This window comes from Sphingobium subterraneum, assembly GCF_014199435.1.
In the GTDB taxonomy this organism is placed as follows: Bacteria; Pseudomonadota; Alphaproteobacteria; order Sphingomonadales; family Sphingomonadaceae; genus Sphingobium; species Sphingobium subterraneum.
The window spans coordinates 634,073-658,636 of sequence record NZ_JACIJP010000001.1 but is presented as its reverse complement, the minus strand read 5'-3'; the positions used below and the strand labels follow the sequence as shown (position 1 = coordinate 658,636).

The window sequence follows — 24,564 nt, the reverse complement described above, 5'->3', positions numbered from 1 at the left end:
GCGTTCAACTCGAGCCGGGTCCACCCCCTCATAGCGAACCCGTCCTCGGTCCGCAGAAAGTGCGCCACGGTACGAGCCCAGCTCCGTAAATGTGCCGCCGCATCGGATCGCCCGAGCGCTTCCAGAGAATGTGCGATGTCGCTCCAACAATGCATTTTAAAAGGCCAAGGATAGAGATTGTAGCGCCGAAGCAGCCGCTCATCTGATCGGATCTGACCGTGATATGGCCTTTTGTCGCGCACGATCAGAAGATGCCGGGCCCGGGCCCGTTCGCGTTCGTCAAGACATGCCCATTGGCCAGCAAGTTCACCGTCATCCAGAGGTGCGCCCCACTTGATTTCGGTGAGCAAGACTATCCCGCGTTCATCGCTGATGATAAGGTCGGGTTCGATAGAGCGAGGGCGAATGCGAGGATCTGTCGGGCGTTTGATCCAGAAGGACAAGGTTAATAATCCTGACCACCGTTTGTCCGTGAACCCAAGACCAACAAGCAGCGCGCGAAGCACCCGGTCGCGATCAGTTTCGGCCAAGAATAGTAGTGGCCCGAAGACTGTCGATGTTACGACATCTTCGAGAGGCACGCGAGTGCCGGCATTTCGAAAATGATGCAGCCGCGCCTTGCGCGCACTAACAGCATGTAGCATTATTCCTCCAATAAGGGCACCGGCTGTGTAAACCTATCCTGCGAACTTTGGTTTGACGACAGCAATTTTGATCACCTGAATAAGGAGCGGCAGGTGGCCGAACTGCTTGAGTTGATCTTTGTAAAAAATGCTATCGATATAGTCTTGGACAAACCACCTCACCCGCAGGGGGGGGACCATATGAGCGAACCCGATATCAAACCCGCCGTTCCTGAACTCAACGTGTCGGCGACACCAAGTTTCGAATGCGACCTCGTCATGAAGGGCGGAGTTACAAGCGGCATTATCTACCCCGCCGCCGTCGCCGCCATTGCAGCGCACTATCGGTTGAGATCATTGGCGGAACCTCGGCCGGCGCTATCGGCGCGGCCGCAGCGGCGGCTATGGAATTTGGTCGCCGCTCAGGACGCACACCAGATGCGCGCGAAAAGGTTCACGCGCCGAATTTTGGCGCCTCCTCGGCCGTCTGCGGACAGTCTGCTTTCTGAATGGGGGGCAAAGTAGACGCTAGTCTGAGACCAATGGTGTGGGAGCGGCACGCTGCTTCGGCATGCATTATCAATAGCTCAAGATAAGTGTCTCTTAGCCGTCTCGATAAGTGTGGCGACTATTTGCTGCCGGCTCGATCAGCGCTCGATGAAGTTTCCATCGCTCGCCTCCAGCGTTCGCTCATCATCTTCCGGCCCATGCTTCATATACCCAAAAGGTTACTACCACATGAAACCTCTGCTGTTGACGAGAGCACAACCAGCCTGCAACTATTGCGTATCGCAAAGCACCGGGATGGGCCGGGCCAACTCATGCTCGACGGGCGATTTCCTGCTTAGCATGCCAGACCGCGTCAGCGTCCATCGTCGCTTGCTGCGCCATCCATTGCAAATAGTCGAGTGGCAGCGCTGACCATGCCGAGCCCTTGTGCATGCCGAAGGTGATCACCGGCATGTGACGTGGCGCGTTCGTCCAGGCGATCATCTGCTCGACGCTGGTCTCCTTGAGCAGTTCACCGAGTAGGTGCGCCGTGACCCACGCATCGGGCCCGGCCCGGTGCGGCGGCATAGCCAGCGCGGGATCGAGCACGAGGCCGCGCCAGTAGCGCAGGACCTGATTGCCGTGGCGCGGCGCATCAGGCCAGACGTGAAGTGCGACCTTCCAAGTGCAAATCCAGGGGATCGTGCCCGTTGTGGCCTTGGTGATGAACTTGCGCTCGAACTCGCAGTTGTGGGCTACCAGAATGTCGGCCGGCGCGCCTTGTGCGAGCGCGGCATGCAGGTGTCCGGGCGTGCAGACCGGTGTCTCCGGGCCGAAGTCCGCCTCGGTGAGATGATGGATGGCCATTGTCTCGGGCGGAATCCCGTGCAGCGGGCGATAGAGCCAAGCCATTGGCCGCTCGATTGCTGTTCCGCTGGCGTCCCGGACGAGATCGCTGCGACCGATCTCGATGATCTCGGCCGGCGGCTTGGACTTGTAACGGTTTTGCGCCGGTCACTTGAGAGTTAAACACTCGCACAAGGAGACCGACGAGATGATCAAGCATAGTGAAGAGTTCAAGCAGGAAGCGGTGCGGATCGCACTGACCAGTGGGTTGCCCCGCGCGCGTGTTGCGGCGGATTTGGGGGTTGGCAAGTCGACGCTGGGGAAGTGGTTGGCAGACTATCGACCAACGGATCTGGTTTCCGGGCCGCAAGCCGATCTCGCATTGGAGAATGAACGTTTGCGCCTTGAGAACCGGATTTTGAAGGAGGAGAGGGACATCCTAAAAAAGGCCACGCAGTTCTTCGCCAAGGAACGGCCATGAGGTTCGCGTTTATCGATGCCTGGCGGCACCAATGGCGCTTAGCAAGCCTTTGCCGGGTCATGCGTGTCAGCGAACGGGGCTATCGATCCTGGCGGGCACGACCGATTTGCCAGCGTCGCCGCACTGACATGGCTGTGCTGGCGCACATCCGCGAGCAATATTCGCTGAGCCTTGGCAGCTATGGTCGGCCTCGCATGACCATGGAGCTCAAAGAGGCAGGGCTCGATGTTGGCGAGCGCCGTGTTGGTCGGCTGATGCGGAGGAACGGGATCAGGCCAGTCCGTACGCGTCGGCACAAAGTGACGACGGACAGCAACCATCGTCTCGGTGTGGCGGCGAACTGGCTGGATGGCGATTTTGTAGCTGCTGCACCCAACCAGAAGTGGGCCGGCGATATCACCTATGTCTGGACTGCGGAGGGTTGGCTTTACCTTGCGGTCATACTCGACCTGCACAGCCGCCGTGTTGTGGGCTGGGCGGTCAGTGACAGGATGAAGAAAGATCTGGCAATCAGGGCGCTGGATATGGCCGTGCGCCTGCGCAATCCACCAGATGGTTGCCTGTTCCACTCGGACCGTGGCAGCCAATATTGCGCCTATGACTATCAAAAGAAGCTGCAGGCCTATGGCCTGCATCCATCGATGAGTGGCAAAGGCAACTGTTACGACAATGCGTCTGTCGAGACGTTCTTCAAGTCATTGAAGGCGGAGCTGATCTGGCGACAGAAATGGCCTACGCGGCGACAAGCAGAAGCGGCGATCTTTCAGTACATCAACGGGTTCTACAACACCCGAAGACGCCATTCATACTTGGGCGGCATTAGCCCGCTCGCATTCGAGGCCAAGATGGCATAATGAGATAGGTGACCGGCGCAAAACCGTTACAAGTCCAGCTCGAACCCTGTGGTTTCCAGATCGACTATCCGAAAGCGCATCAGGCGTTTGTCGCAGCACGCGTGACGCGGAGCAAGGCGCCGACGATCGGCATGTGGATATAGAGCTCGCACGGGCTGCCCGGCCGGGCCTTGTCGAGTGCTTCGGCATAGAGCGCAAGCTGGGGCCCGTATCCCGCCGCACGGGCCTCCCAGCTGTCGCGCGAGCCTGGAAACGCCTTGTGATCGATCACCGCGAGGCCAGTGCCATGCTCGACAAGCAGATCGATGCGGCCATTGACGAGCTGGTCGCCAAGCCGCGCGGATACCGGAGTCTCGCGGTGAAGCCGGCCATCAGGCCAGCGGCTGCCGAGATGCGCCGAGAGCCGGTCGCTGGCACCCAGCACGTCCTGCGCCGCGACCTGATGAACCTGCCAGCGCTCGAGGATCGCCTGGGCCCGCGCGAGCCGGTCGGGATGCGGCATCGCTGTCCGATCGGCGGCGATGATCGCGTGCACCGCCTCGCCGAGGCGTGTCATGTCCGGAGTGCCGGTCAGGGCAAGCCTCGGGCCAAGCTGGATCTTTTCGACAACAGCATAGGCCTCGCCCTCGTCCGCGGCGCTGGGCCGCCGGTTAAGCGGGGGCCGCGTCGATGGCGGCCGCGATACGCGTACAAAGGGCCCCGCGATGGGCCGGACGACCGGCGTATCGTCGCTCGTTAGCGTTGCGGTTCGCGCCGGAAAGACGTCCTGCCCGGCCTGCACGGGATTCGCTTCGGCGCGCGGCAGCGTCACATGGCCCGGTTGCGCTCCATCCAGAACCTCCAGCCATTTGAGGTCGCCCTTGGCAGGGGGCGCGAAGACGAGATGGTCCCTTGCCCGCGTGACCCCGACATAGAGCAGGCGAGCCTCTTCATCTCGCGCGCGGTCTGCCGCTTCCTGCCCAAGCGGCGAGGCAAGCGCTGCCTCGTCCAGCCGGACATCCTTGCTCTGGCTTGCATAGGGCCATGGCCAGTAACGGATCCAGCGGTTCGCCAGAGGGTCGCGCCAGTCGATGGCACCATCGGCTTCGGCGACGGGCTCGAACAACCGCGGTTTAGGCACCTTGTTCAGTCCGGTCAGGATCACGCAGGGCCATTCAAGCCCCTTGGCGCCGTGATAGGTCATGACTTTGACCGCATCGTCGCGCAGGCTGCGCGGACGCTGCGGTTCTTCCGCACCGAGCGCGAGGACAAGACCGGAGGGCGTTGCCGGAGCGCCCGCGCTGGCGCAGCTCTCTTCATAGCCGCGGGCGAACCCACGCAGTGCCTCGAGGTCATCGAACCGCGTCGCGACATCGCCCCATGTCTCGATCCGCCGAGTGATCTCGGGAAGGACCATGACAGCATCGACAAGGTCGGCGGGGGTCAGCGACAGAATGGTCTCGCGCAGCGCCTCGAGCTGAGGAACGATTGGTACTGCGGCCCTGAGGGCCGCGGTCTGGTCGTCCGCCGCGGCGGCAGCCAGCCATGCGTCGGACTCGGGATCGTCGGCCAGGAACCGCGCCAGTTCGGCCAGCGCGAGCCGGTCGGTCGGATCAGCCACCCAGCGGAATGCTGCCATGACCAGCTCGACATGCGGGGTGCGGGCAAGGCCTTCGCGCTCGACCGCGACGTGGACACCCAGCTCCCCGAGCGCGGCGGCCGCCTTGGCAATATCAGCCCGGCTCCGGCACAGGATCGCGACATCTGCTGCTCCGAGCGGACGCAGGCCACCCCGTCTGTCATCGACCTGCCAGCCCGAGTCCGGCGCGATCGCATCCCGGATCGCGGCCGCCAGCGCAGCATATTGCAGATCGAGCTTGCCCTCGAGCCACCAGACCGAGAGCGGCGAGTGATCAAATCCCTGATCGCTGCGCGCCGTCTCTGCGAAGGCGTGCTCGGCCGGATCCAGCCCCATCGCCGCGAGCGCCGGGGCGAAGGCTGCGTTGGCGAAGCGGATTATGCCCTCGCGACTGCGGTACGATGTCGCCAGCACGTCCTGGGAACCGCTCGACAGCGAGGCAACCCCGGCAAATGCCGCCTGGGTCAGCATGCTGTCCGCGTTGCGAAAGCCGTAGATGGCCTGTTTGGGATCGCCGACCCAAGTGCTCGCATCGACCAGGTCGGCGATCGCCGTGAAGATCGCGATCTGCAGCGGGCTCGAGTCCTGGAACTCGTCGACGAAAACCCGACCGATGCGCTCACCGAGCCGGGCTGCCATCACTGGATCGCGCAGCACGTCGAGCGCCAGTGCTTCCTGATCGATGAAGTCGAGCAGACCGCGCTCGGACTTCCAGGCCTGAAATGCGCTGAGCGCCTCCGCCGCGCAGGTGAAGATCGTCCGGATGAACTGCGTGCAGTGCTCGCGAAGCCGCGGATGCTCGGTGTGACGGCTGGCCGCCCGGCAGACCGCCGCCATCGCATCGATCAGTGTTGGCCCGTCCTTCTTGGCGCAGCTGACCTTGGAGAGCCGTGCCCAGTCAGGCCAGGACAGCCGCTCGCCGCGCCGGTTGCCGGCATTCACTTGCCGGAGCAGAGCAACGGACGATTTCGCAGTTGCGCTGAACTCGGCCGGGACGACTGCCAGCGCGGCCATTACCGCGGCGTCGAGATCGGCGTCGAGATGGTCGCCGCCGTCGGCAGATGGCGCAGGTAGGAGCGCGAGGAAGCTCTCGACCGAGCGATCGGCAGACCGTTCCAGTGCCTCGGCATCGAGCCCGTTCGAACGCGCGAGCTCAATCAGACGACGCACCGTGGTACGCCAGTCGGAGCGCTCGACATCGGGTGCGCGCTTGGGCTCGAAGAAGCCCATCGCGTCGCCAAGGTCATTGAGGACCGGCGCGTGCCGCTCGATCGCCGCATCGGCGGAGACCGCGAACACGCGTCCTACACCGGCTTCGGGGATCACCTCGGCGCGCGGCGACCGGCCCAGCCCGATGGCATTTTCCGCGACGATCTGCCCGCAGATCGCGTTGATGGTGCCGAACCGTGCGCCAAGCAGGCGCGCTGCCTTGTCCGGCAGCCCTGCCTGGAACAGTCGGGCGCGCGATCGCTCGATCAGCTCGTCTGCGGCCTTCACCGTGAAAGTTGTGGCGACGATCGATTCGGGATCGCGCACGGTCACTTCCGCGGCAATGTCGTTGACGATGCGGGTGGTCTTGCCCGCGCCAGCCGAGGCGACGACGGAATTGATGGCGGGGATGCTCATGATTAAACGGCCTCCACCGCGACGCGGCACAGGCCAGTCAGTTCGCAATATCTGCAGGGCTCGGCCCCCGGTTCGATCGGCAGGTCGGCAGGCATGTGGGTGTCGGCCTCGGCGGCGCCGGTCGCGAGCACGGTGCCTCTCAGCGCCAGATCGCGCCACGTCCGCCACGTCGTAATCAGGGCAGTCCAAGTCTCGGCAAGCGTGCGCTCGGCCTCGATCCCCTCGTCAGCGAGGAATGTTCCGTCAGGCCCGATGAGACGGCGCTGGCTGAGCAGATAATAGGCCCCGGGCACAGGCGGGCCACCCGCCGGATCGGCGATCGCGCCATAGGTGGCGAGCTGCAGCGCCCGCCCCTCCGCAAGCTCGGTCCTTCTGCGTTTCGCGCTTCTGGTCCATTTGAGATCGATCACACCAAGGCCCTGGACAGGATGTTCGACGATCATGTCTAGGCGCCCATTGACCGCCAGTACGTCCGCAAAGGCGCCTTCCCGGTCGAGTTCCGTGCCGACCACCGACACGCCCTTTTGACGCAGCAGTCGCGCGAGCTGTGCCAGCGCCGCCGGCACACGGGCGCGTGCGGCAGCGAGCTCACCGGCATATTCCGGCTGCTGCAGCGGCGTAGCGATTGCATCAAGAAGCTCGTCGAATACCGCTTCGGCCCGGGCGAGGACCGCATCCGCATCATCGACCGGACCGGGCTGGAAAACATGGTTTGCGATTTCATGCGCGAGGTTGCCGAGCAGCTGGTCCGGTCCGGGGATTTCGGCAATCCGCCCGCGCGACAGACGCAGCACGTCGAGGAGCATCCAGCGCATCTGGCAATCGGCCAGTCGCTCGAAGCTTGTCGCGCTTTCCGTGCGGCTGGCGAGCTTCGCTTGCGCCGACGCCGGAAGCGTCCACCGCGCGCGTTGCCCCGGCGGCGTCACCACCGCGACACGCTCACGTACAAGATGGCGACCCGCGACATGATGCTCCGCTTCGTCAAGCAGGCGCTCCGCACTCCAGCGCACCGTTCTACCAGCGGGCGCGCTCAACGGGTTGAGCTGATGCGCGAGCGGGTGACTGACGGTCTCCTCGCTTCCCGACAGTGCGGGCGACACCAGGATCAGGCGCTCGCCGGCCCGATGGACAGCATTGGCATAGCTCCAGCCGATCCGCGCTGCGCAGGCTGCCTGCGACTCGAAACGGCATCCCGCGGCGGCAAGTACTTCCTGCTCTGCGGCACCCCAGGGTGAGGCCGGCACCCGGTCGCCCGGCCCCTTGAAATCCCACCAGATGATGCGCGGCGTCGCACCCCAGACCGCGGCCGGATGGCGGACGCATCTGAGCCCGCCTGCGGTTGCGACATGATCGGGATTCTGTGCGCCGTCCGCCAACACCTGATCGATCATGCGTTCGACGAGCAGGGCGGGAAGCGTTTCGAGACCGAGAATGTTGATGGCTTCGCCAAGCGCGCTTGCAGCCCCCGCGACCGTCATCAGCAGCGGGTCGTGGCGCCCGCTGTCGGTTTCGGCTGCCCATTGCGCGACCCGCGTGGCGATCCTTCGCGCCGCTTCGGCAGGCATGCCAATCACTCGGCTGTAGAGGGCGCCGATCGTCCATTCGCGCCATGAGGCAAGCCGGTCAGCAACGTCTTGTTCGGCATTCGTCCGATCAGCCATATGCTCGGCGAGATCCGCTTCGATCTCGGCCCAGGCTGTGCTCCAGGCCGCTCCGCCCGTACCGGGTTCCCGGCTCAACGCGCGTGCCAGTCTGCGCGCCGCTCCGCGGCCGATCGGGGGACGCGGAAGCATGAGCAGGTCGAGTATTGCCCGTGCGTCGAACGGCGCCCAGGCAGCCGCGAATGCGAGCGGCAGGACCTGCAAAGCCCCGCGCCACTGCGATGCGGCGGATTGTCCCACGGCGGGCAGGCCGCGCGCCTGAAGTGCGAGGTCGAGCAGCGCTGTGTCGCCATCGGTTGCCACAATCACAGTTCCGGCGAGTTCTTCCTCGGAACCGTGGGCAAGCCATTCGCCCAAGGCTTCGGCCGCCACCAGAGCCGTTTCCGCCTTGACCAACATGAAGCTGCCATCACCTTCCAGCGGCGTGGCCGCGCCGGTCGCAAGGAAGGTCTGGACGCGGCTCAGATCGCCAGCTGCGGATGGATGAGGTGCCGCTGCTTCAATGATCGCGATCCCGCATGCTTCGAGCGCATCGATGAGGCATGCCCAAACCGGTGGGATCAGGTCACGCGGCTCGATCAGCGAGATTGTCTCGATGGTCAGCTCCAGGCCTTCTCCAAGCGCCGCGCAGATCGCACGCACGCGATCCGCGATTCCCGGCGGCAGATCGGGGCCCGCGGCCTCGGCAGTCGCTAGCGCATCTGGCCGGGTTGAACCCACCGCGTCTCCGGTCCAGCAAGCCGCCACGAGCTCGTCCCGCCATGCCAGCAGCGCTGTCGCGGTGTCCCAGGGGTCGAGGGCGAAGGAAGCAGCGAAGAACAGCGCCGGCTCGACAGCAAGGGCCGCCCGCAGCTTTGAGGCATAGGCAGCGACCCTGACCGCGTGTGCGGCCCGCGGTCCGGTCAGGCCGAGCTGGATCTCGAGCACATCGACCAGGCCGACCGGCCCGAGAACGGCCGCGTCGAAGACGCCTTCTTCGATCCCCGGGAAGTCGGGATAACGCCGGCCGTCGCACGCCATGCCGAATGTCAGCTTCATCTCAGACTTCCCCGTCGCGCGGTCGTTGCTGCCGAACTGCCCTCCCGCATAGCGCAGTTTCGCGCCAGACTAGCCCGATATTGCCACTGATCTGACTTCAATTCGTGATGCTCCGTCATTGCCAGGGACTCAGGCGGCATGCTTTGTCGCGGTAGCCCGGGGCGGGCCGATCTCGAGCCGGGCAACAAAGCCTCCCAGTCCGCGATGCTCGTCATAGACGACCAGTGAGGGATCGGCCTTGGGCATCCAGACCCGGCCGATCTCGACTGCCATCGCCACGGGCACGACAGGGAAGGCATGGATAATAGCGTCTCCACCATGTGCAAGGCGAATCTCGCGATAGACGGCACGCATCTCGTCGCGGAACTGCACGAGGCAGGCGCGGCGGCGCAGGATGTCGTTCCCCGGGCTGGCAGCGCTGATACTCCAGATCGGGACTTCGGGGCCAAGCACGTCCGTGATCCGTCCGGGATCAATGCGGGCGCTGATGCCGAGCGACAATGCCACTACCTTGCCCGCTGGATTGCCCGGACGTTCGACTATGAAGTCGATCGGGTCACCGTCCTCGCGCCACGCCCATCCGGCCGGTTCGCGAGACCGCTGATAGACATCGACGTCGGCGAGGTCCGACAGCAGCCTTCCGAGTTCGATCAGCAGGGGCTGCGGTCCGATCGCGAACGCCGACAGATGGGCAATGTCGCCTCTACGCAGGCGTTCGGCGACGAGCCGGTCGAACTGACGGCGCAACGTATCGATCTGAAGCGACCAGTAGGCCGGTTCGTCATCGCGATAATCGCTGCCGACAATCTCGAGCTGGATCGGGCTCCGGTCGAGCGGATAGCGTTCCGGCAGCAGAGCGGCGTCGCTGTGACTGCGCGTCACGAGGCAGTCATGGGCTCCGATCCGGCCTGCGAAATGAAGGACATGGCTGCCGCGCGTCGGCGCGACGCCGGTAAGCATCTCGATCCGCGCCTCGTGCGCCGTCTTCATGTCTAGAAGCCGCGCTTCGGGGTGGCCGGTCTCATCCTCTTCGTCGACCAGATGATGATGGGCGTGGCAGAGCAGCATGAGGTTCTCAAGCGAATCCGCGAGTTCGTGCGACCGTACGGGATCGCCGCGCGGGCCTCCGGGGTCGGCCGCGACGATATGGGCGACAAAGGCCTTGTTGAGGCGTTCTGCGCCCGACACGAGATCGCCCAGCAGCGGCTGATTGCATCCGGCATACTGGCAGCGCCCGCCAGCGCGCACCCAGAGAATCAGCCGGTTTTTCTGCGAGACATTGGTGCGCGAACGCCCGGTGCGAGCGGGAGCCGTCTTCATGTCGTGATCCCGAAATCATGGGCACGAGGCGAGACCGGGAGGATCGGACGGCGCGTCCAGCTGGCGTCGGGGACATCGGCCCAGTGGTAGCGGTGCAGCGGATCCACGGCGTCCACACCGGCGGTCGCCCTTGCGAGCAATGCGCGGCTTGCCGAGCTGCCGATCAGGCGCGCCACTCGGATTCTGGCGGCGTTGGTCGGCATACCGACAGGGTCAAGGTCGTCAGGGCCGGGAACGAAATGGTCGCGCCCGCCGCCGGTCCAGACCCCAGTCGCCTGCCAGGCCTCGTAGAATCGCAGCCAGTCGGCAGCCCAGGGGATCGTCGTAGTCGCGATCGCGCGGCTGCTGTCCCAGCCGCGTTCCGCGGGGTCGAACAGGCACAGCGACGGATAGTCGGTCAGCCCCTCGTCATAGACGTGCGGGATAGGGTCGTCAGGCGCCTCGGCGCGCCGCGTGATCAGTGGCGCATGGACCCGCACCTGCGGGAAGAAGGGATAGGCATATTCGAAGCCGGGTTGAAAATGGCGCTGCACGTAAATGATGCTGATCTCGTAGGGCGCCGAAAGACCGATGACCGTCCCGCGCCAGAGGCCGAAATGATCGCCCAGCAGGATCGTGCGAAATGGCCACTGACGGCGGATCAGGCGATCCTGCTGGACGAGGCTGAGACTCATTTCAGCCGTCCCCCGAAATAGCTGGTCTGCGGCATCGCCTGCGCACGCGTGCCGCTCAGAAGCGCGGCGCCTGGCAGGATCAGGCGCCCGGTGTTCCCCACATAGCGGGTCTGTCCGAGATCCTTCATCCGGCCCATGCGCTCGGCAAAGGCAAAGACCGCATCGCCCGCGGCCTGCTCGCCGAACAGATCGGCGAGAATCGCCTTGCGCTGGGTGAGCGTGATCTCGCCGTTCACAAACACGTCGAGCTGCGCGACCAGGTGGCGGAGATCGGAAATCCACAGCGCCTGATCGCTCAGCGCGCTCGGCCAACGGTCGGTGAGCACATCGGCGCTGCAGGCCGGATTGACTTCATGGATCAGGGTGGAGCGGCTCTGGTGGCCGGTGAAGATATCGAACAAGTTGCGCATGTGCTCGAGCACCGCGGCAGCGAAGCGGAACTCGCGGGCCTTGTACTGGGCGACGAGCTTGGCGAGCAGCACGCTGGGCGGGCAGCGGCAGTCGCGGCGATCATAACGCAGGTTGCGGAAACGCTTGACGAACTGGAGGCTGGCGAGCGCGCGTGACATCCCGTGCATGCCGACCTGCTCGGGCAGTGGTTCGGTCGCGGCATAGGTGCGGTTCTCGTCGAACGCCGCCTTGAGCATCAGCTCGGGCGGCGTGTTCAGCTTGAACCATTCGTTGAAGCCGTAGGGGTTGCCGGTGAAACGCATCCCCGGATTGTTCCCGTCCTCTGGGCGGTGATGGAAAATCGTGCTCTGGCGAAGCGGCGTGCCGACCTGGAGCACCGCCGGGGTCAGATCGACATGCATGTTGTCGGCATAGCCAACCTGCACGCAGCGGGTACAGCGGGTGGTCATCGAATAGTAGCGCGAGCCCGGCTCGCCGCGGACGGTGTGATAGAGCAGGTCCAGCACATGGGCGGGCCCGCGATCGATGTGCGGCAGCAGCTCGACCATCGCGTCGACATCGAACTCGTCATTGGTGGCGCGGCTCGCGATAGACGAGCCCTGTGCGACACCACCCTGCGGATAGACGACGCTGACATTCCCCTTCAGCGGACTGCCATCGCGCTCGATCCAGCCGGCGAGCGTCACATAGCGTTCCTCGGCGATCGCATATTTGCCGGGCGGCTGCTGGAAGCGCGCCAGCACCTCCACCATCAGGATGTCGGCCTCGTTGGAAACCGGGTTCGGCGAGGGGAAAAGCGGACGGTTCATGGTGCGAGAATCCCTTTGATTATTCCTGTTGCACCGCCCAGACTTCGGAACTATAGCAAGCGGTATCGGTTTACAAAAACAGAATATAGACGATGTTTTGTAAACTGCAAGGGCAGGGAATATGAAAATGATTGGAACGCGGCTAAAGCTCGCCCGCACGGCATCCGGCATGTCGTTGCGCGACCTTTCTGCAGCCATGAACGAGCTTGTGACGGCACAGGCGATCGGAAAGTACGAGCGTGACGAGTCGATGCCGGGGTCGGCCGTGCTGCTCGCGCTCTCCGCTGCGTTGGATGTCTCGATCGACTATCTGCTGAGCCAGGACAGGGTCGCGCTCGAGGCCGTGGACTTCCGCAAGAAGCCGAGCGCGGGCAAGCGCGAGGAAGCGCAGGTCCAGGCCAAGGTGCTGCACCGGCTTGAACATTATCTGGCGGTGGAAGAGGCGCTCGGGCTTGACAGTGCGACCTGGGACCGCCCCGACAGCGCGCCCTATCCGATCAACGAGATCGTAGAGGCGGACGCAGCGGCGTCGCAGGTCCGGGAAGCCTGGCATCTCGGCAGGGATCCCATCACCAACCTCGTCGAGCTGCTCGAAGCGCGCGGCATGAAGGTGATCTGCGAGCCGCTGGCGGATTCGATCGACGGCATGACCGCGCATGTCCGCCGCGCCGATGGCAGTACCTTGCCGGTGATTGTCGTGAATGCGTCGCATCATGGCGAACGTCAGCGCTTCACCCTTGCCCATGAGCTTGCCCATGCCGTCTTCGAACCCCACAAGCGCCTGAGCGAGGCCGAGGTCGAGAAGGCGGCGCATCGGTTCGCGGGCGCTCTGCTGATGCCCGCGGAAATTATCTGGCGCGAGATAGGCCGCCATCGAACCAGGGTCAGCCTCGGAGAGCTGTTCGCGCTCAAACCGGTGGTCGGCGCGTCGGTTCAGGCGCTTGCCTATCGCTGTAAGGATCTGGGCATCTTCGGTCAGCCGGTGATGCGCCGGTTGTACGACGAATTCGAGCGGCAAGGGTGGCGGTCGCCGCCTTACGAGGAGCCTCTTCCCGTCGCCCGAGAGAGCGCGACACGCCTGCGTAGACTCTGCTTTCGCGCGGTCGAGGAGGGGGCGATGTCGGAATCGCGCGCTGCCGAAGCGCTGGGGATGAGCGTTCGCGAGCTCGATCGCGCGATGGCCGGGCCATGGGAGGATCAGCCCTCGCCATGAACCTCCTGGTCACGGATTCCTCTGTCCTGATAGATCTGGAGCGCGCGGATCTCGTCAGCGCAGCCTTTGCACTGCCTTGCTCCCTTGCCGTGCCCGACATTCTTTATGCGAACGAGCTTGCGTCCGCGGGCGGACCCGCGCTGCTCGACCTCGGGCTTCGCGTCGAGCCACTGGAGAGCAGTGAAATGTCGACCGGGCTCGCGCTGCGGCGCGCGAGGCCCGGTCTCTCCGTACCGGCTGCCTTTGGTCTGGTGCTTGCCGAGGCGCGGCGTTGGGCCGTTTTGTCGGTGGATGATCTTGTCCATCATGAGGCTGCTGCCCGCGGTATCGAATGCTGCGGACTTCTCTGGATGTTTGACGAACTTGAAAAGTCGGGCAGCTGCCCGCTCGCCTTGCTGGCGGCGGGATTGACCACGCTCAATGCCGCCAAGCGATGCCGGTTGTCGGCGCGCGACGTCGCGGCACGCCTCGGGCGGTATCGGGCGGAGTGACCTTTCGCGCCCTGTTGCAAGGAGGAATGGAAACATGAACAGCAAGATGATCCAGATCCGTATCGTCGGGAGTGACCGATGAGCACCTCGCCGCGCAACCTCGTACTACTGTGTGACGGCACCAGCAACGAAGTGAAGCAGGACCTGACCAATGTCCTCAAGCTCTACCGCATCGCGATCAGGAGCGGGGGTCAGCTCGTCTTCTATGATCCCGGGATCGGCACAATCGGTTTGAACAGGGACTGGAGTCATGTGGGACAGGGGATGTCGGCGCTGTTCGGGCTGGCGACCGGCTGGGGGCTCGATGACAACATCCTCGATGCCTATGCCTTTCTCTGCCGCGAATGGCGAGAGGGTGACCGCATCTACCTGTTCGGGTTCAGCCGGGGTGCCTACACCGCCCGTGCGGTCGCCGGTCTCGTGCATTTGCTGGGCATCCTGCGCCCAGAGCAGCTCAATCTCATTTCCTATGCACTCACCGCTTACAAGCGGAGCGCCAGCGAGAATTCGCTTGAGATCGCGTGGCAGTTCCAGCGCGTGATCGGCGGACGGCGGGCTGAGATCCATTTCCTTGGTGTTTGGGACACGGTCGCCTCGGTGATCGTGCCGCGTCGCGACCGCTTCTATTTTCCGGGCCTTTCCTTCCTCCCCTACACACGCCGGAACCCAGGCGTGCGGACCTTCCGTCAGGCGGCTGCGATCGACGAGCGGCGCAGCATGTTCCGCCTCTACAAATGGGACGAGGGGCAGCCGTTCAAGCCGGACCCATTCGGCGACGATGCGGCGACACAAGATGCCAAGACAGTCTGGTTCACGGGCGATCATTCCGATGTCGGCGGCGGCTATCCCGAGGCGGAGAGCCAAGTCGCAAAGTTTCCGCTGGCTTGGATGGTACGCGAGGCGCGTGCGCAGGGGCTGCTGATCGACAAGGCGATGTTCGAGCATTTGGCGCTGGGCGCGCCGTTGGCCGGCGGACGGGTGCAATATGTAGCGCCCGACGCACAGGGTCCGGTTCACAACTCGATGAGCAGCTTCTGGCCCCTGTTCGAGGTTGTGCCCAAGCGCGTCAAATGGCGGCGCTGGCCCGAGACGGGCAAGGGATGGGGGGTCTATTTTCCGCTGTCCGAACCTCGCCGGATCGAGTCCAGAGCGCGGCTGCATCGCTCCGTCGTGCAGCGCATGGAAGGTGGATACCGGCCAGTGAATCTGCCTGCTGATTATGCGGTCGCCGACGATTTCGATGATGCCGAAGGGAACTAACATGGGATTGGAACGGGTTCGCAACAATCGTGTCCGTTTCGGCCTGAATCTCTGTTCTTCGCTTGCTTCCGCGCTACCGACGGAAGACATCTTGCTGATGTCCGTCCGGAGAATGACCGCATGACCGAGGCACCCCCGACCCGCAAGCTGACGATCGTCGCCAAGGACCCTGGGCTGCGTCTTGGTGGGCCCGACGGACCGATGGCCTTCACTCAGGTGTCGCTGCCTGCCGAGATCCTGGCCAAGGGGCCGACCGGCTATCGGGTAAAGGTGGTCGATTACAATGCGACCGATCGCATGGCCTATCTCGACCAGCAGGACTATCAGGACGCCGAGGGCAATCTGCTCGATCCGTTCGCGCCGGGTGAAGGCGAGGATCTGCTCGATCCGGCCTATCAGACACGGCTACTGGCCGATCCCAATTTCCATGCCCAGAACGCCTATGCGATCACGATGCGTACCTTGGGCGCCTTCGAGCGGGCGCTCGGCCGTCGCGTCGGATGGAGCTCGGGCGGGCATCAACTCCACGTCGCGCCGCATGCCTTTGCTCAGCCCAACGCCTTCTATTCCGAGCCCGATCGCGCGCTGATGTTCGGCTATTTCCGGCGCGACGACGGCAGCCCGGTCTTCACCAGCCTTTCGCATGACATTGTCGCGCACGAGACCACGCACGCGCTGCTCGACGGGCTGCGCACGCGCTACACCGAGCCGTCCGGTCCCGACCAGGCGGCCTTCCATGAGGGTTTTGCCGACATCATAGCACTACTCTCCATCTTCTCGCTCAAGCCTGTCGTCGCAGCGGCAATTGGCGAAGATGGTGCGGTCGAGGCGGGCGAGGAGCAGATCACGCTGGTCTCGGCCGAAAAGCTGACCGTTCAGGCGATCAAGGAATCGATATTCTTCGGCATGGCGCGCGAGGTCGGCGATGCGATGGGCAGTGGCGAGCGAAAGGCCCTGCGCCGTTCGGTCGAGATCACGCCCGAGCTGGGGCGCGAGATGCGCACTTCCGAGGACGAGCATGACCGCGGCGAGGTGATCGTCGCGGCGATGATGACTGCCTTTCTGAAACTGTGGATGCGGCGCATCGAGCAGCTCGGGCGGTTCGTGAAAGATACATACAATCTGGCATCGGTGGTCGATGAGGGTGCCCGGCTGGCGGGGCAGCTGCTCAACCTATCGATCCGTGCTCTCGACTATTGCCCGCCGACCGACATGGATTTCAGCCAGTATCTGGCTGCCCTGCTGACCGCCGATCGCGAGCTGGTGCCCGAGGACGAGCTCTTCTATCGCTCGACCATCCGCGCGGCCTTCTCCGCCTACGGGATCGAGACCCCGGTCCAGGGTTGCGACGCCGATGGCTGCTGGACCCGCTTTCCGGATGCCGGGAGGCTGACCTATGCCCGCTCCAACTATGCGGCGCTGACCCGCGATCGCAACGAGCTGTTTCGCTTCCTGTGGGAGAACCGTGAAGCGCTGGGGATCAGCGAGCGCGCCTATAGCGAGGTGCTGTCGATCGACCCGGCGAGTCGCGTCGGACCCGACGGCATCGCGCTCCACGAGACGGTCTGCCAATATGTCCAGCGTCACGACCTGTTCGGGTCGGAGTTCAAGGTGCTGCTCGGTGCCGAGCGCCCCGAAGGCATGGAGACGACAGACCGTTACACCGCCTATGGCGGCGGTGTGGTGATACTCGACCAATATGGTCAGGTCAAATACCATATCGCCAATCGAATCTTTGACGGGTCCCGCCAGTTGGCGCGCGCGCAATATCTCTTCGAGACCGGACAGCTCGATGGCGGTGGCGGCGAGGACCGGTTGCGCTTTGCGCTCTGCCACCTCGAACGGATGGGAGGCTGACGATGGCGGATCCTGCACCCGTCAAGGCGACGATCTTCGCCTATCAGGTCGGCTTCGGAGACTGCTTCCTGCTGCGCTTCGACTATGACGATGCGAGCCGGCGCCACATCCTGATCGACTTCGGCACCACCGGCCTTCCCGAGAATGTCGCGGCCGATTTCATGCTGGGGGTCGCGAAGGACATTGCGGCCAAATGCACCGAACGTGACGGCGACCGGCTCGACATTGTCGTCGCCACCCATCGCCACGCCGACCATATCAGCGGCTTCGCAACGAAGAATGGCGCGGGCTCGGGGGATGTCATTGCCGGGCTCAAGCCGACTGTCGTGCTTCAGCCCTGGACCGAGGCACCCGAGGCACCGGTGGACTGGGAGGGCCCTGCCGGCGGCGATCCGGTCAAGGCGTTTGCGGCACGCAAGGCATCGCTCGAGGGCATGCATGCGATGGCCAAGCAGGCCGAGGATTATGTCGCGGCAGCGAAGAATCTGCCCCATGGGCTGGCTAGCGAGCTGGCCTTCATCGGTGGCGACAACATCGCCAACAGATCAGCGATCGACAATCTCCAGTCCATGTCGAAGGAACGGCTGTTCCTGTTTCACGGCTGCGCGCTCGATCTGTCGGCGACCCTGCCCGGCGTGAAGATCGACGTGCTGGGCCCGCCGACGCTCGCCCAGACCGACAGCATCAAAAAGCAGAAGTCGAGCGACAAGGACGAGTTCTGGCAGTTCGCACTCAGGCGATTCAGCGACGCCGCGGGCTCGGGTAACGGGTCTCTGCTCTTCCCCGATGCGCCGCGGGTGTTGCGTTCAAGGCTCCTTACCGAGCAGCGCTGGCTGGCGCACCGGATCGACGATGCCAATGCGGAGATGATGCTGGGGCTGGTGCGAAGTCTCGATTCGCAGATGAACAATACAAGCCTGATCCTGCTGATGCGTGCCGGCAGCAAGACATTGTTGTTCCCGGGCGATGCCCAGCTCGAGAACTGGCAATATGCCCTTCAGTCGGAGCTGGCGCCGCTGCTTGATGATGTCGACCTCTACAAGGTGGGGCATCATGGCAGCCGAAACGCCACACCGCGCAGCATGTGGAAGCGCTTTCGCAAGAAGAACAGGAAGAAAACCGCCGACCGGCTGACCTCGGTCATGTCGACCAAGCACGGCAAGCATGGCAGCGACGACAAACATACCGAGGTGCCGCGCCGCACGCTGGTTGCCGAGCTGGACGAGAATTCGAACCTTCACTCGACCGAACAACTCGCGGCAGACCTACCCTATGACAAGATCGAGATCGCGCTAGACTAGGAAAAGCCCATTGCAACGGGCAAATGCGGGGCACAGATCCACCGATCCCACGAGCGAGGGCGTCTAAGACTCGCAGATTTTTTGTCTTGTTGGTCGCAGCTAAACCGGGTCGTAAATATCTCAACTCGCAATAGACGAGGTAACCGAACGACGGCTTTCAGGATTCCGGGCAGCCTTGCCCAATGGCCCAAAGTAGGGCGCGAAGTTGACGTGTCGGCTGGCTGCTCAGAACGTCGGCTATCGCAATTCTGCTCCCTGAAAGGAGACGTTCGGGACTGTCCGACCTAGCCGTCACAAACTGCCGGACAGAAATCAATGGGCAGGAACAGGCGGTCTCGCAAATGGGATGCATCCATTTGCATCCTTAAGAAACTGGGCTTGATGTCACTCGCCTATCTCACCAGCAGTTCACAGGAACTCGGTGTCCAAATCCCGACAGTCCAGACTAACCGCGCTTCCGGTCTGATCAACCGTTTGCCGAATACGGCAATGGTAAGCCCCTTCGCTTGCATGCTTTCGTTGTGCTGCGTCAATATCCTTTTTTGCATTGAGACATGCAACTGATCGGTAACGGCTTAACCCTGCATGCAGGTGAATATTTTGGCAGGGGAGAAGGAGGGAGTGGTCGGGGGCCATAAGTAGCATGGCGATATTACCCCTCCAGACCCGAAGGCGCACAGGATGCGTAAAATGCTCACTCCCAAAACGATCTCTGCGTTGAAAGCCGCAGAAAAAGGATCGCGATACGAGGTCATGGACACAGTTGTTCCTCACCTTGGTGTGCGCGTCAGCAGCAAGGGCAGCAGAACATTCATCGTGTTTGCCCGATTTCCCGGAAATCCCAATCCGGTCCGCCGCACCCTGGCTGACGCGGATATCATGGATCTGGCGACCGCTCGCGAAACCGCGCGCGACTGGCTAATGGCGATAGCGAAAGGGCAAGATCCAAGGCAGGAACAGGTGCGGGAAGTCACTCTACCGCTAATGCCGGAACCTACCATTGCGCTTCCACCGTTGATTGGCGAGGCCCCTTGCGACAATGAGCCTACAGTTCAGTCCGTCGTCAGCCTTTTTCTGAAACGCCATGTCAGGAAGGAAAGCGACACCGCCGAAGGCGCAGGACCAAAGCGCAAAAAGGAGGCGCCGCTGCGGTCGGCCATCGAGATTGAGCGAATATTCGACCGCTATATTCTTGCTGATTTTGAGGGCAAACCGCGTTGGCGAGATCGGGCGTTTATTTCCATCAGAAGGGCCGATGTCACCAGGCTGATGGATGTGCTCGAAGACGATCATGGCCCGGGGCAGGCGGACCATGTGCTGGCAATGCTGTCCAAGCTCTTCAACTGGTACGCGGCTCGTTCAGATGATTATGTGTCGCCGATTGTGCGGGGGATGCGACGTTCGAGTGTTCGGCTGCGGGTGCGCAAACGCATCCTCAATGATGAAGAAATCCGGGTGCTCTGGGTGGCCGCGCAATCGACGGGAACATTCGGCGCGTTTGCGCGCGTCGCGTTGCTGACCGGGCAGCGCCGCAGCAAGCTGCTCACCATGAAGTGGACGGATATTTCCGAGACCGGCGTCTGGGCTATCCGGACCGAAGCGCGCGAAAAAGGCAATGCGGCCTCCCTGCAACTGCCCAAAACGGTCATCGATGTCATCAAAACCCAGCCACGCCGGAATGACAACGTCTATGTGTTCGCCAGCCGTTATGATGGTCCGTTTAACAGCCTGAGCAAAGGCAAGGCAGCACTCGAAGAAAAAATGGCGGCCTCGCTTGGTCATCCAACCCCGCACTGGGTCGTTCATGACCTGCGCCGCACAGCGAAGTCCCTGATGGCCCGCGCCCGTGTGCCGCGCGACATATCGGAGCGAGTGCTCGGGCATGTCATCCCCGGGGTGGAAGGGGTTTATGACCATTATTCCTATTTCGACGAGAAAGCGCAGGCATTGAAGAAACTCAGCGCACTTGTCCTGCAGATTGTCGCGGATGACAAACCCCAATGTGCAAGCAAAGCGCAAGCCAGACCTAAGGCTACTGCTGATAAGCGCCGGGATCAGTCATCCAGCGACTGATGTCGGTCTCACGCCAGCCCACGCTGTTGGCACTGATCGCGACCTGTCGTGGAAAGCTGCCATCGCGGATTTTCCGGTACAGGGTAGCGCGGCTCAGCCCGACCCGGTTGAGCACAGCGGGCAGTCGCAGGAAACAGTCAGTTTTGTTGATGGGAACAGAGGGGCCAGTGTCAGCGGTCATGATGTTTTACCTATAACAAAGGTCTGACCGCCAACGTCCGATACTGAGCGAGACAGGCCGATCCTGCCAGCATGGGGGCACTTCGGTTCCGGTTTTTCCGTTCGAATAGCTGGGTGGTTATGTGAGGGAGTTCAAAATAATCGCGTCAGTGCAAGGTTGTTGCTATGCACGCATTATGGACAAGGCAGATATGAATGTTCTGGAGCGGGTGAAGGCTCTCATCACCCGGCTGACGCCTGAACCGATTTGCGACGATTGTGTCACGGAAAAGCTGGGCCTGAGTATCCGTCAGCATGCCAATCACAAGACGCGCGAACTGGCGGGAAGTCATGGATTTGAACGGCGTCTAGATATGTGTTCGATCTGCGGCGCAACCAAGAAGGTGATCAGGCACCGATAACGATGACGGACCTGTTCACCGGATCATGAAATCGTGCGCCTGAAGTCCTTTGGCCCTGTTGGGCACCATACCGGAGCCTTTCTAGGCCGCTGTAGCCCCGTTTCAGTCGTTGCCGCCATGATGGTATCGCGCCTGCCCGCAAGACCCCTCGCATCAAGGCATTGACGACCCTCAACGGGCGTCGTTTTTCCAATTTTACGGGAGCAACTTATGCCAAGCCGATCTTGCGGTTCGGCGCTCGAACGGGCGGCTGCGGATATTGTTGTGCGGTTGGGCGGCGCTTGGTCACCGAGCGGCGCGATGTGCCATTGCCCGGCCCATGATGACCGCACGCCCAGCCTGTCGGTGCGTGTTGGCGAGAAGGCGTTACTGTTCAAATGCTTTGCCGGCTGCGACACGCATGACGTTATCCGGGCAATCCGGCGGCTCGACCGCAATATCCCGCTGAGTGGACCGGCTGCGTCTCCATCGCCAGCATCGCAGAACGCCCTTAGTCCCGCCTGGCTGCGGCAACGGGCGCTCGATCTTTGGGATAGTGCGAGTCCTCTCGCGGGAACACCAGCCGAGCACTATCTGCGCCGCCGCTCGATCATCCTGTCGCCATCTGCCCTGCGCTTTCACCGATGGACGCCGCTCGGCCGACGAAAACGTGCGGTGTTCAGACCCGCGATGCTAGCAGCACTGCACGAGCGGGAACGTCTGGTCGCGCTCCAGCGGACATTTTTTGATCCCGATGAACCGCGCCGCGCCCGCGACCTGGGTAATCCTCGGCGCATGCTCGGCCGACCGGGGCAAGGCGCTGTCGTGCTCGCACCGGCGACCGATACACTCGGGCTTGCCGAAGGTATCGAAACCGCGCTCTCGGCCATCCTGCTGCTCGACATCCCGGTCTGGGCGACGCTCGGGAACGAGCGCCTGGCCCATATCGCCATTCCCGACACCGTCACCCGCTTGATTCTGCTTCCCGACAATGATCGCGGCGGGCGGATGGGCGCGGCCAAGGCTGCCGAAGCCTATGCAATGCCCGGTCGTACGATCGAGACGCTGTGGCCACCGCAAGGCTTCAACGACTGGAATAACGTGATGCGTTCAGGAGGGAAGGGGGTGGGAGGCTGGTTGCGGCAAGCGGCCTGAATGGTTGGGCCTCGCCGCTCAGGAGAAGTTCCATGTCCCAGCCTATCATTCTTGTGCCCGCAGCCAAGCTCGCCAAATCGCCCAGCAATGTGCGCAAGAGCAGTGACCCTCAAGCCGACGCCCAACTCGAAGCCAGCATTGTCGCCCACGGTATCCTCCAGAATCTGATCGGCCTGCCGGTCGCGCGCAAGAAGGGGCAATATCGCATCACCGCTGGTGGCCGCCGTCTCGATGCCGTCCATCGCGCGATCGAAAAGGGTGATCTGCCCGCTGAATACGAACTGCCGGTGAAAGTTCTCGCCGATGCCAACGATGCGGTCGAGATCAGCCTGTCGGAGAATTTTTTCAAACTGGCGATGAACCCCGCCGATGCCTGCCGCGCTTTCCAGGACATCATCGAAACCGAGAAGAAAACGCCCGCCGACATCGCCAAGCGCTTCGGCCTGACCGAACGTTTCGTGCTCGGCCGCCTGCGCCTTGCGGGTCTCGCCGAACCGGTGTTTGAGGCTTTGCGCGACGGATCGATCACGCTCGACATCGCCATGGCCTATGCCAGCACCTCGGATGCCGCGCGCCAGGCTTCCGTGTTCGAGCAGCTCGGTCAGGGCTATTACCGCGCCAATGTCGGTGAGATTCGGCGCCAGCTCGCTTCCGGCGGCTATCGCGGCAGCGACCCCAAGGCGCTCTTGGTCGGACGGGATGACTATGTCGGTGCCGGTGGTCGGATCGAGAGCGATCTCTTCACCGATGACGCCACCGAGATGTGGATCGATGGGGACATTCTCGATCACCTCGCCGAGGAAAAACTCGCTGCTGCGGCCGAAGCAATCCGTCAGCACGAAGGCTTCGCGGAAATCCGCGCCGTTGCCGCATCCTATATTCCCTATACAGAAACCTACGGTCTTCGGCAGGTTCAGGGCGAATTGCCGCCGCTTAGTCCGCAAGAAGAAGCGCGCTGCGAGGAGATACAGGATGAGCTGGAAGCGATTGAAGCAAACGCCGCCGACGAAAACGGCGAGGGCTACACCGCTGACGACGAAGCACGGACGCAGGCACTCGAGGAGGAATATGAGGCGATCCAGTCGCGAACGCCGGTCCTGACTGAGGAACAGAAGGCTTCGGCGCTCGCCTATGTCGTGATCGGCCGCGATGGCCAGCCGCGTATTCATGAACAGCTCTACGTCGCGCCGGTCGATGCGCCTGTCGATGAAGGTGATGACGCCGATGGTGATGGCGAAGGCGATGGTGGGCAAGACGATACCGACGAGACCGAAGGTTCGGCCAAGCCGGTCATGAGCCAGCGCCTCGCCGACGAGCTGGCGATGATGAAGACCGAACTGCTGAGCGTCCATGTCGCAAGCGATCCGCGCTTCGCGCTCGAGGTTGGCACCTTCATCATGGCCGATGCCGCAACTCGGCATTACGGGAGCAGCGATCTTGCCAGCGAACTGCGCGCTCGTGCGCCTTCTCCGCGTGTCGCCAGTTTCGAAAGCGGCACGCTGGCGGCGGAGGAATGGGCGAAACTCGATAGCGCCCTCGATCGCAGCTGGATCGACCATGAAGATGTCCGCGACCGCTACGATGGCTTCTGCGCTCTGTCCGACGAAACCCGCGCAGCCTGGCTCGGTTGGGCGGTGGCCCGAACGTTCGACGCGGTGCCTGCAGGCAAAACCGGCAGCGCGTTCATCGATCATCTCGGCAACAAGCTTATGATCGATGTCGCGGCCTGGTGGCGGCCGACCGCGAAAAACTACTTCGACCGGATCACCAAACCGATGATCCTTTCCCTGTTCGAAACCGTCGGCAGTGCCGAACTGCGCCACCGTTACGGGGCATCGAAAAAGCATGACCTTGCCGCCTCTGCCGAGAAGCTCTTCGCTGGTGACATCCTCGTCGAGGCCGAGATCAAGGAACGGGCGATCAGCTGGCTGCCCGATGCCATGCGCTTCGAGCCTGTTGATGCCGGAACGGATGCGATGATCGAGGCCGAAGGTGAGGTGTTCGACGAGTCCGGCGAAGCGGCAAGCCCCGACGAGAATCTCGAACCCGGCGATCTCGCAGAAGATGGCGCAGACGACGGCATGGATTCGCTCGCCGCCGCTGCCTGACCTCACGAACATGCCCTCCTGACGGGGCCGCGGTGTCATGCTGCGGCCCCGTTTCTTTGCGTCCCCGCCGTGGGGTGAAGGGGGAGGGCGATTGGC

The 24,564-nt window shown here is 63.0% G+C and carries 18 protein-coding genes; 11 read left to right on the top strand and 7 right to left on the bottom strand.

From position 1 onward, the window contains the following. Nucleotides 1–737: 737 nt before the first annotated feature. Nucleotides 738–1,148 carry a hypothetical protein gene (locus tag FHS92_RS18505; RefSeq protein WP_184078916.1) on the top strand — a complete coding sequence of 137 codons (411 nt, stop codon included), beginning with the start codon at nucleotides 738–740 and terminating at the stop codon, nucleotides 1,146–1,148. 294 nt (nucleotides 1,149–1,442) lie between these two features. Here FHS92_RS18505 and FHS92_RS03185 read toward each other — a convergent pair whose 3' ends face one another. Beyond that, complete coding sequence (locus tag FHS92_RS03185; protein ID WP_184077451.1) at nucleotides 1,443–2,024, bottom strand: 3'-5' exonuclease; 582 nt, start codon at nucleotides 2,022–2,024, stop codon at nucleotides 1,443–1,445. A 142-nt stretch (nucleotides 2,025–2,166) separates the two neighbouring features. Between FHS92_RS03185 and FHS92_RS03180 the strand changes: the two genes are divergently transcribed. Then, a protein-coding gene (locus FHS92_RS03180) for an IS3 family transposase (RefSeq protein ID WP_184077449.1) occupies nucleotides 2,167–3,293 on the top strand; the annotation gives its coding sequence in 2 pieces (ribosomal slippage) (nucleotides 2,167–2,398 and nucleotides 2,398–3,293; 1,128 coding nt in all). A 79-nt stretch (nucleotides 3,294–3,372) separates the two neighbouring features. On the opposite strand, the gene FHS92_RS03175 is transcribed toward FHS92_RS03180, so the two are convergent. From FHS92_RS03175 to FHS92_RS03155, 5 genes are all read right to left on the bottom strand, one after another. Continuing rightward, the gene (locus FHS92_RS03175; protein ID WP_184077447.1) at nucleotides 3,373–6,537 is read right to left on the bottom strand and encodes a UvrD-helicase domain-containing protein; all 3,165 of its coding nucleotides are present in this window, start codon (nucleotides 6,535–6,537) and stop codon (nucleotides 3,373–3,375) included. Between the two features lie 2 nt (nucleotides 6,538–6,539). Further along, entirely contained in the window at nucleotides 6,540–9,236 is a 2,697-nt protein-coding gene (locus FHS92_RS03170) for a PD-(D/E)XK nuclease family protein (RefSeq protein ID WP_184077445.1), read from the bottom strand. 129 nt (nucleotides 9,237–9,365) lie between these two features. Continuing rightward, on the bottom strand, nucleotides 9,366–10,556 hold the full coding sequence (locus FHS92_RS03165) for an SAVED domain-containing protein (RefSeq protein ID WP_184077443.1): 1,191 nt from the start codon (nucleotides 10,554–10,556) through the stop codon (nucleotides 9,366–9,368). Then, nucleotides 10,553–11,230, bottom strand: a complete 678-nt coding sequence (locus FHS92_RS03160) for a type II CBASS E2 protein (protein WP_184077441.1) — start codon at nucleotides 11,228–11,230, stop codon at nucleotides 10,553–10,555. The genes FHS92_RS03165 and FHS92_RS03160 overlap by 4 nt, the downstream gene beginning before the upstream one ends. Then, on the bottom strand, nucleotides 11,227–12,450 hold the full coding sequence (locus FHS92_RS03155; protein WP_184077439.1) for a nucleotidyltransferase domain-containing protein: 1,224 nt from the start codon (nucleotides 12,448–12,450) through the stop codon (nucleotides 11,227–11,229). The genes FHS92_RS03160 and FHS92_RS03155 overlap by 4 nt, the downstream gene beginning before the upstream one ends. 121 nt (nucleotides 12,451–12,571) lie before the next feature. Between FHS92_RS03155 and FHS92_RS03150 the strand changes: the two genes are divergently transcribed. From FHS92_RS03150 to FHS92_RS03125, 6 genes are all read left to right on the top strand, one after another. After that, entirely contained in the window at nucleotides 12,572–13,663 is a 1,092-nt protein-coding gene (locus tag FHS92_RS03150; protein ID WP_246351749.1) for an XRE family transcriptional regulator, read from the top strand. Next, on the top strand, nucleotides 13,660–14,154 hold the full coding sequence (locus FHS92_RS03145; RefSeq protein ID WP_184077437.1) for a PIN domain-containing protein: 495 nt from the start codon (nucleotides 13,660–13,662) through the stop codon (nucleotides 14,152–14,154). The genes FHS92_RS03150 and FHS92_RS03145 overlap by 4 nt, the downstream gene beginning before the upstream one ends. Before the next feature lie 78 nt (nucleotides 14,155–14,232). Continuing rightward, complete coding sequence (locus FHS92_RS03140; protein ID WP_184077435.1) at nucleotides 14,233–15,414, top strand: DUF2235 domain-containing protein; 1,182 nt, start codon at nucleotides 14,233–14,235, stop codon at nucleotides 15,412–15,414. A gap of 120 nt (nucleotides 15,415–15,534) precedes the next feature. After that, nucleotides 15,535–17,271, top strand: coding sequence for a gluzincin family metallopeptidase (locus FHS92_RS03135; protein WP_184077433.1), 1,737 nt, complete (start codon nucleotides 15,535–15,537; stop codon nucleotides 17,269–17,271). A 2-nt stretch (nucleotides 17,272–17,273) separates the two neighbouring features. Next, nucleotides 17,274–18,572, top strand: a complete 1,299-nt coding sequence (locus FHS92_RS03130) for an MBL fold metallo-hydrolase (protein ID WP_184077431.1) — start codon at nucleotides 17,274–17,276, stop codon at nucleotides 18,570–18,572. 681 nt (nucleotides 18,573–19,253) lie between these two features. Beyond that, the gene (locus FHS92_RS03125; protein WP_221230866.1) at nucleotides 19,254–20,645 is read left to right on the top strand and encodes a tyrosine-type recombinase/integrase; all 1,392 of its coding nucleotides are present in this window, start codon (nucleotides 19,254–19,256) and stop codon (nucleotides 20,643–20,645) included. On the opposite strand, the gene FHS92_RS03120 is transcribed toward FHS92_RS03125, so the two are convergent. After that, a complete protein-coding gene (locus tag FHS92_RS03120) occupies nucleotides 20,605–20,826 on the bottom strand; it encodes a helix-turn-helix transcriptional regulator (RefSeq protein ID WP_184077427.1) in 222 nt (73 codons plus the stop codon). The genes FHS92_RS03125 and FHS92_RS03120 overlap by 41 nt on opposite strands. A gap of 175 nt (nucleotides 20,827–21,001) precedes the next feature. Here FHS92_RS03120 and FHS92_RS03115 point away from each other — a divergent pair, with 175 nt between their 5' ends. The 3 genes from FHS92_RS03115 (at nucleotide 21,002) to FHS92_RS03105 (ending at nucleotide 24,468) form a co-directional block, all read left to right on the top strand. After that, nucleotides 21,002–21,226, top strand: a complete 225-nt coding sequence (locus tag FHS92_RS03115; protein WP_246351748.1) for a hypothetical protein — start codon at nucleotides 21,002–21,004, stop codon at nucleotides 21,224–21,226. 210 nt (nucleotides 21,227–21,436) lie between these two features. Then, nucleotides 21,437–22,360, top strand: coding sequence for a DUF7146 domain-containing protein (locus FHS92_RS03110; protein ID WP_184077425.1), 924 nt, complete (start codon nucleotides 21,437–21,439; stop codon nucleotides 22,358–22,360). Between the two features lie 32 nt (nucleotides 22,361–22,392). Further along, entirely contained in the window at nucleotides 22,393–24,468 is a 2,076-nt protein-coding gene (locus tag FHS92_RS03105; RefSeq protein WP_184077423.1) for a ParB/RepB/Spo0J family partition protein, read from the top strand. The last annotated feature ends 96 nt before the right edge of the window (nucleotides 24,469–24,564 follow it).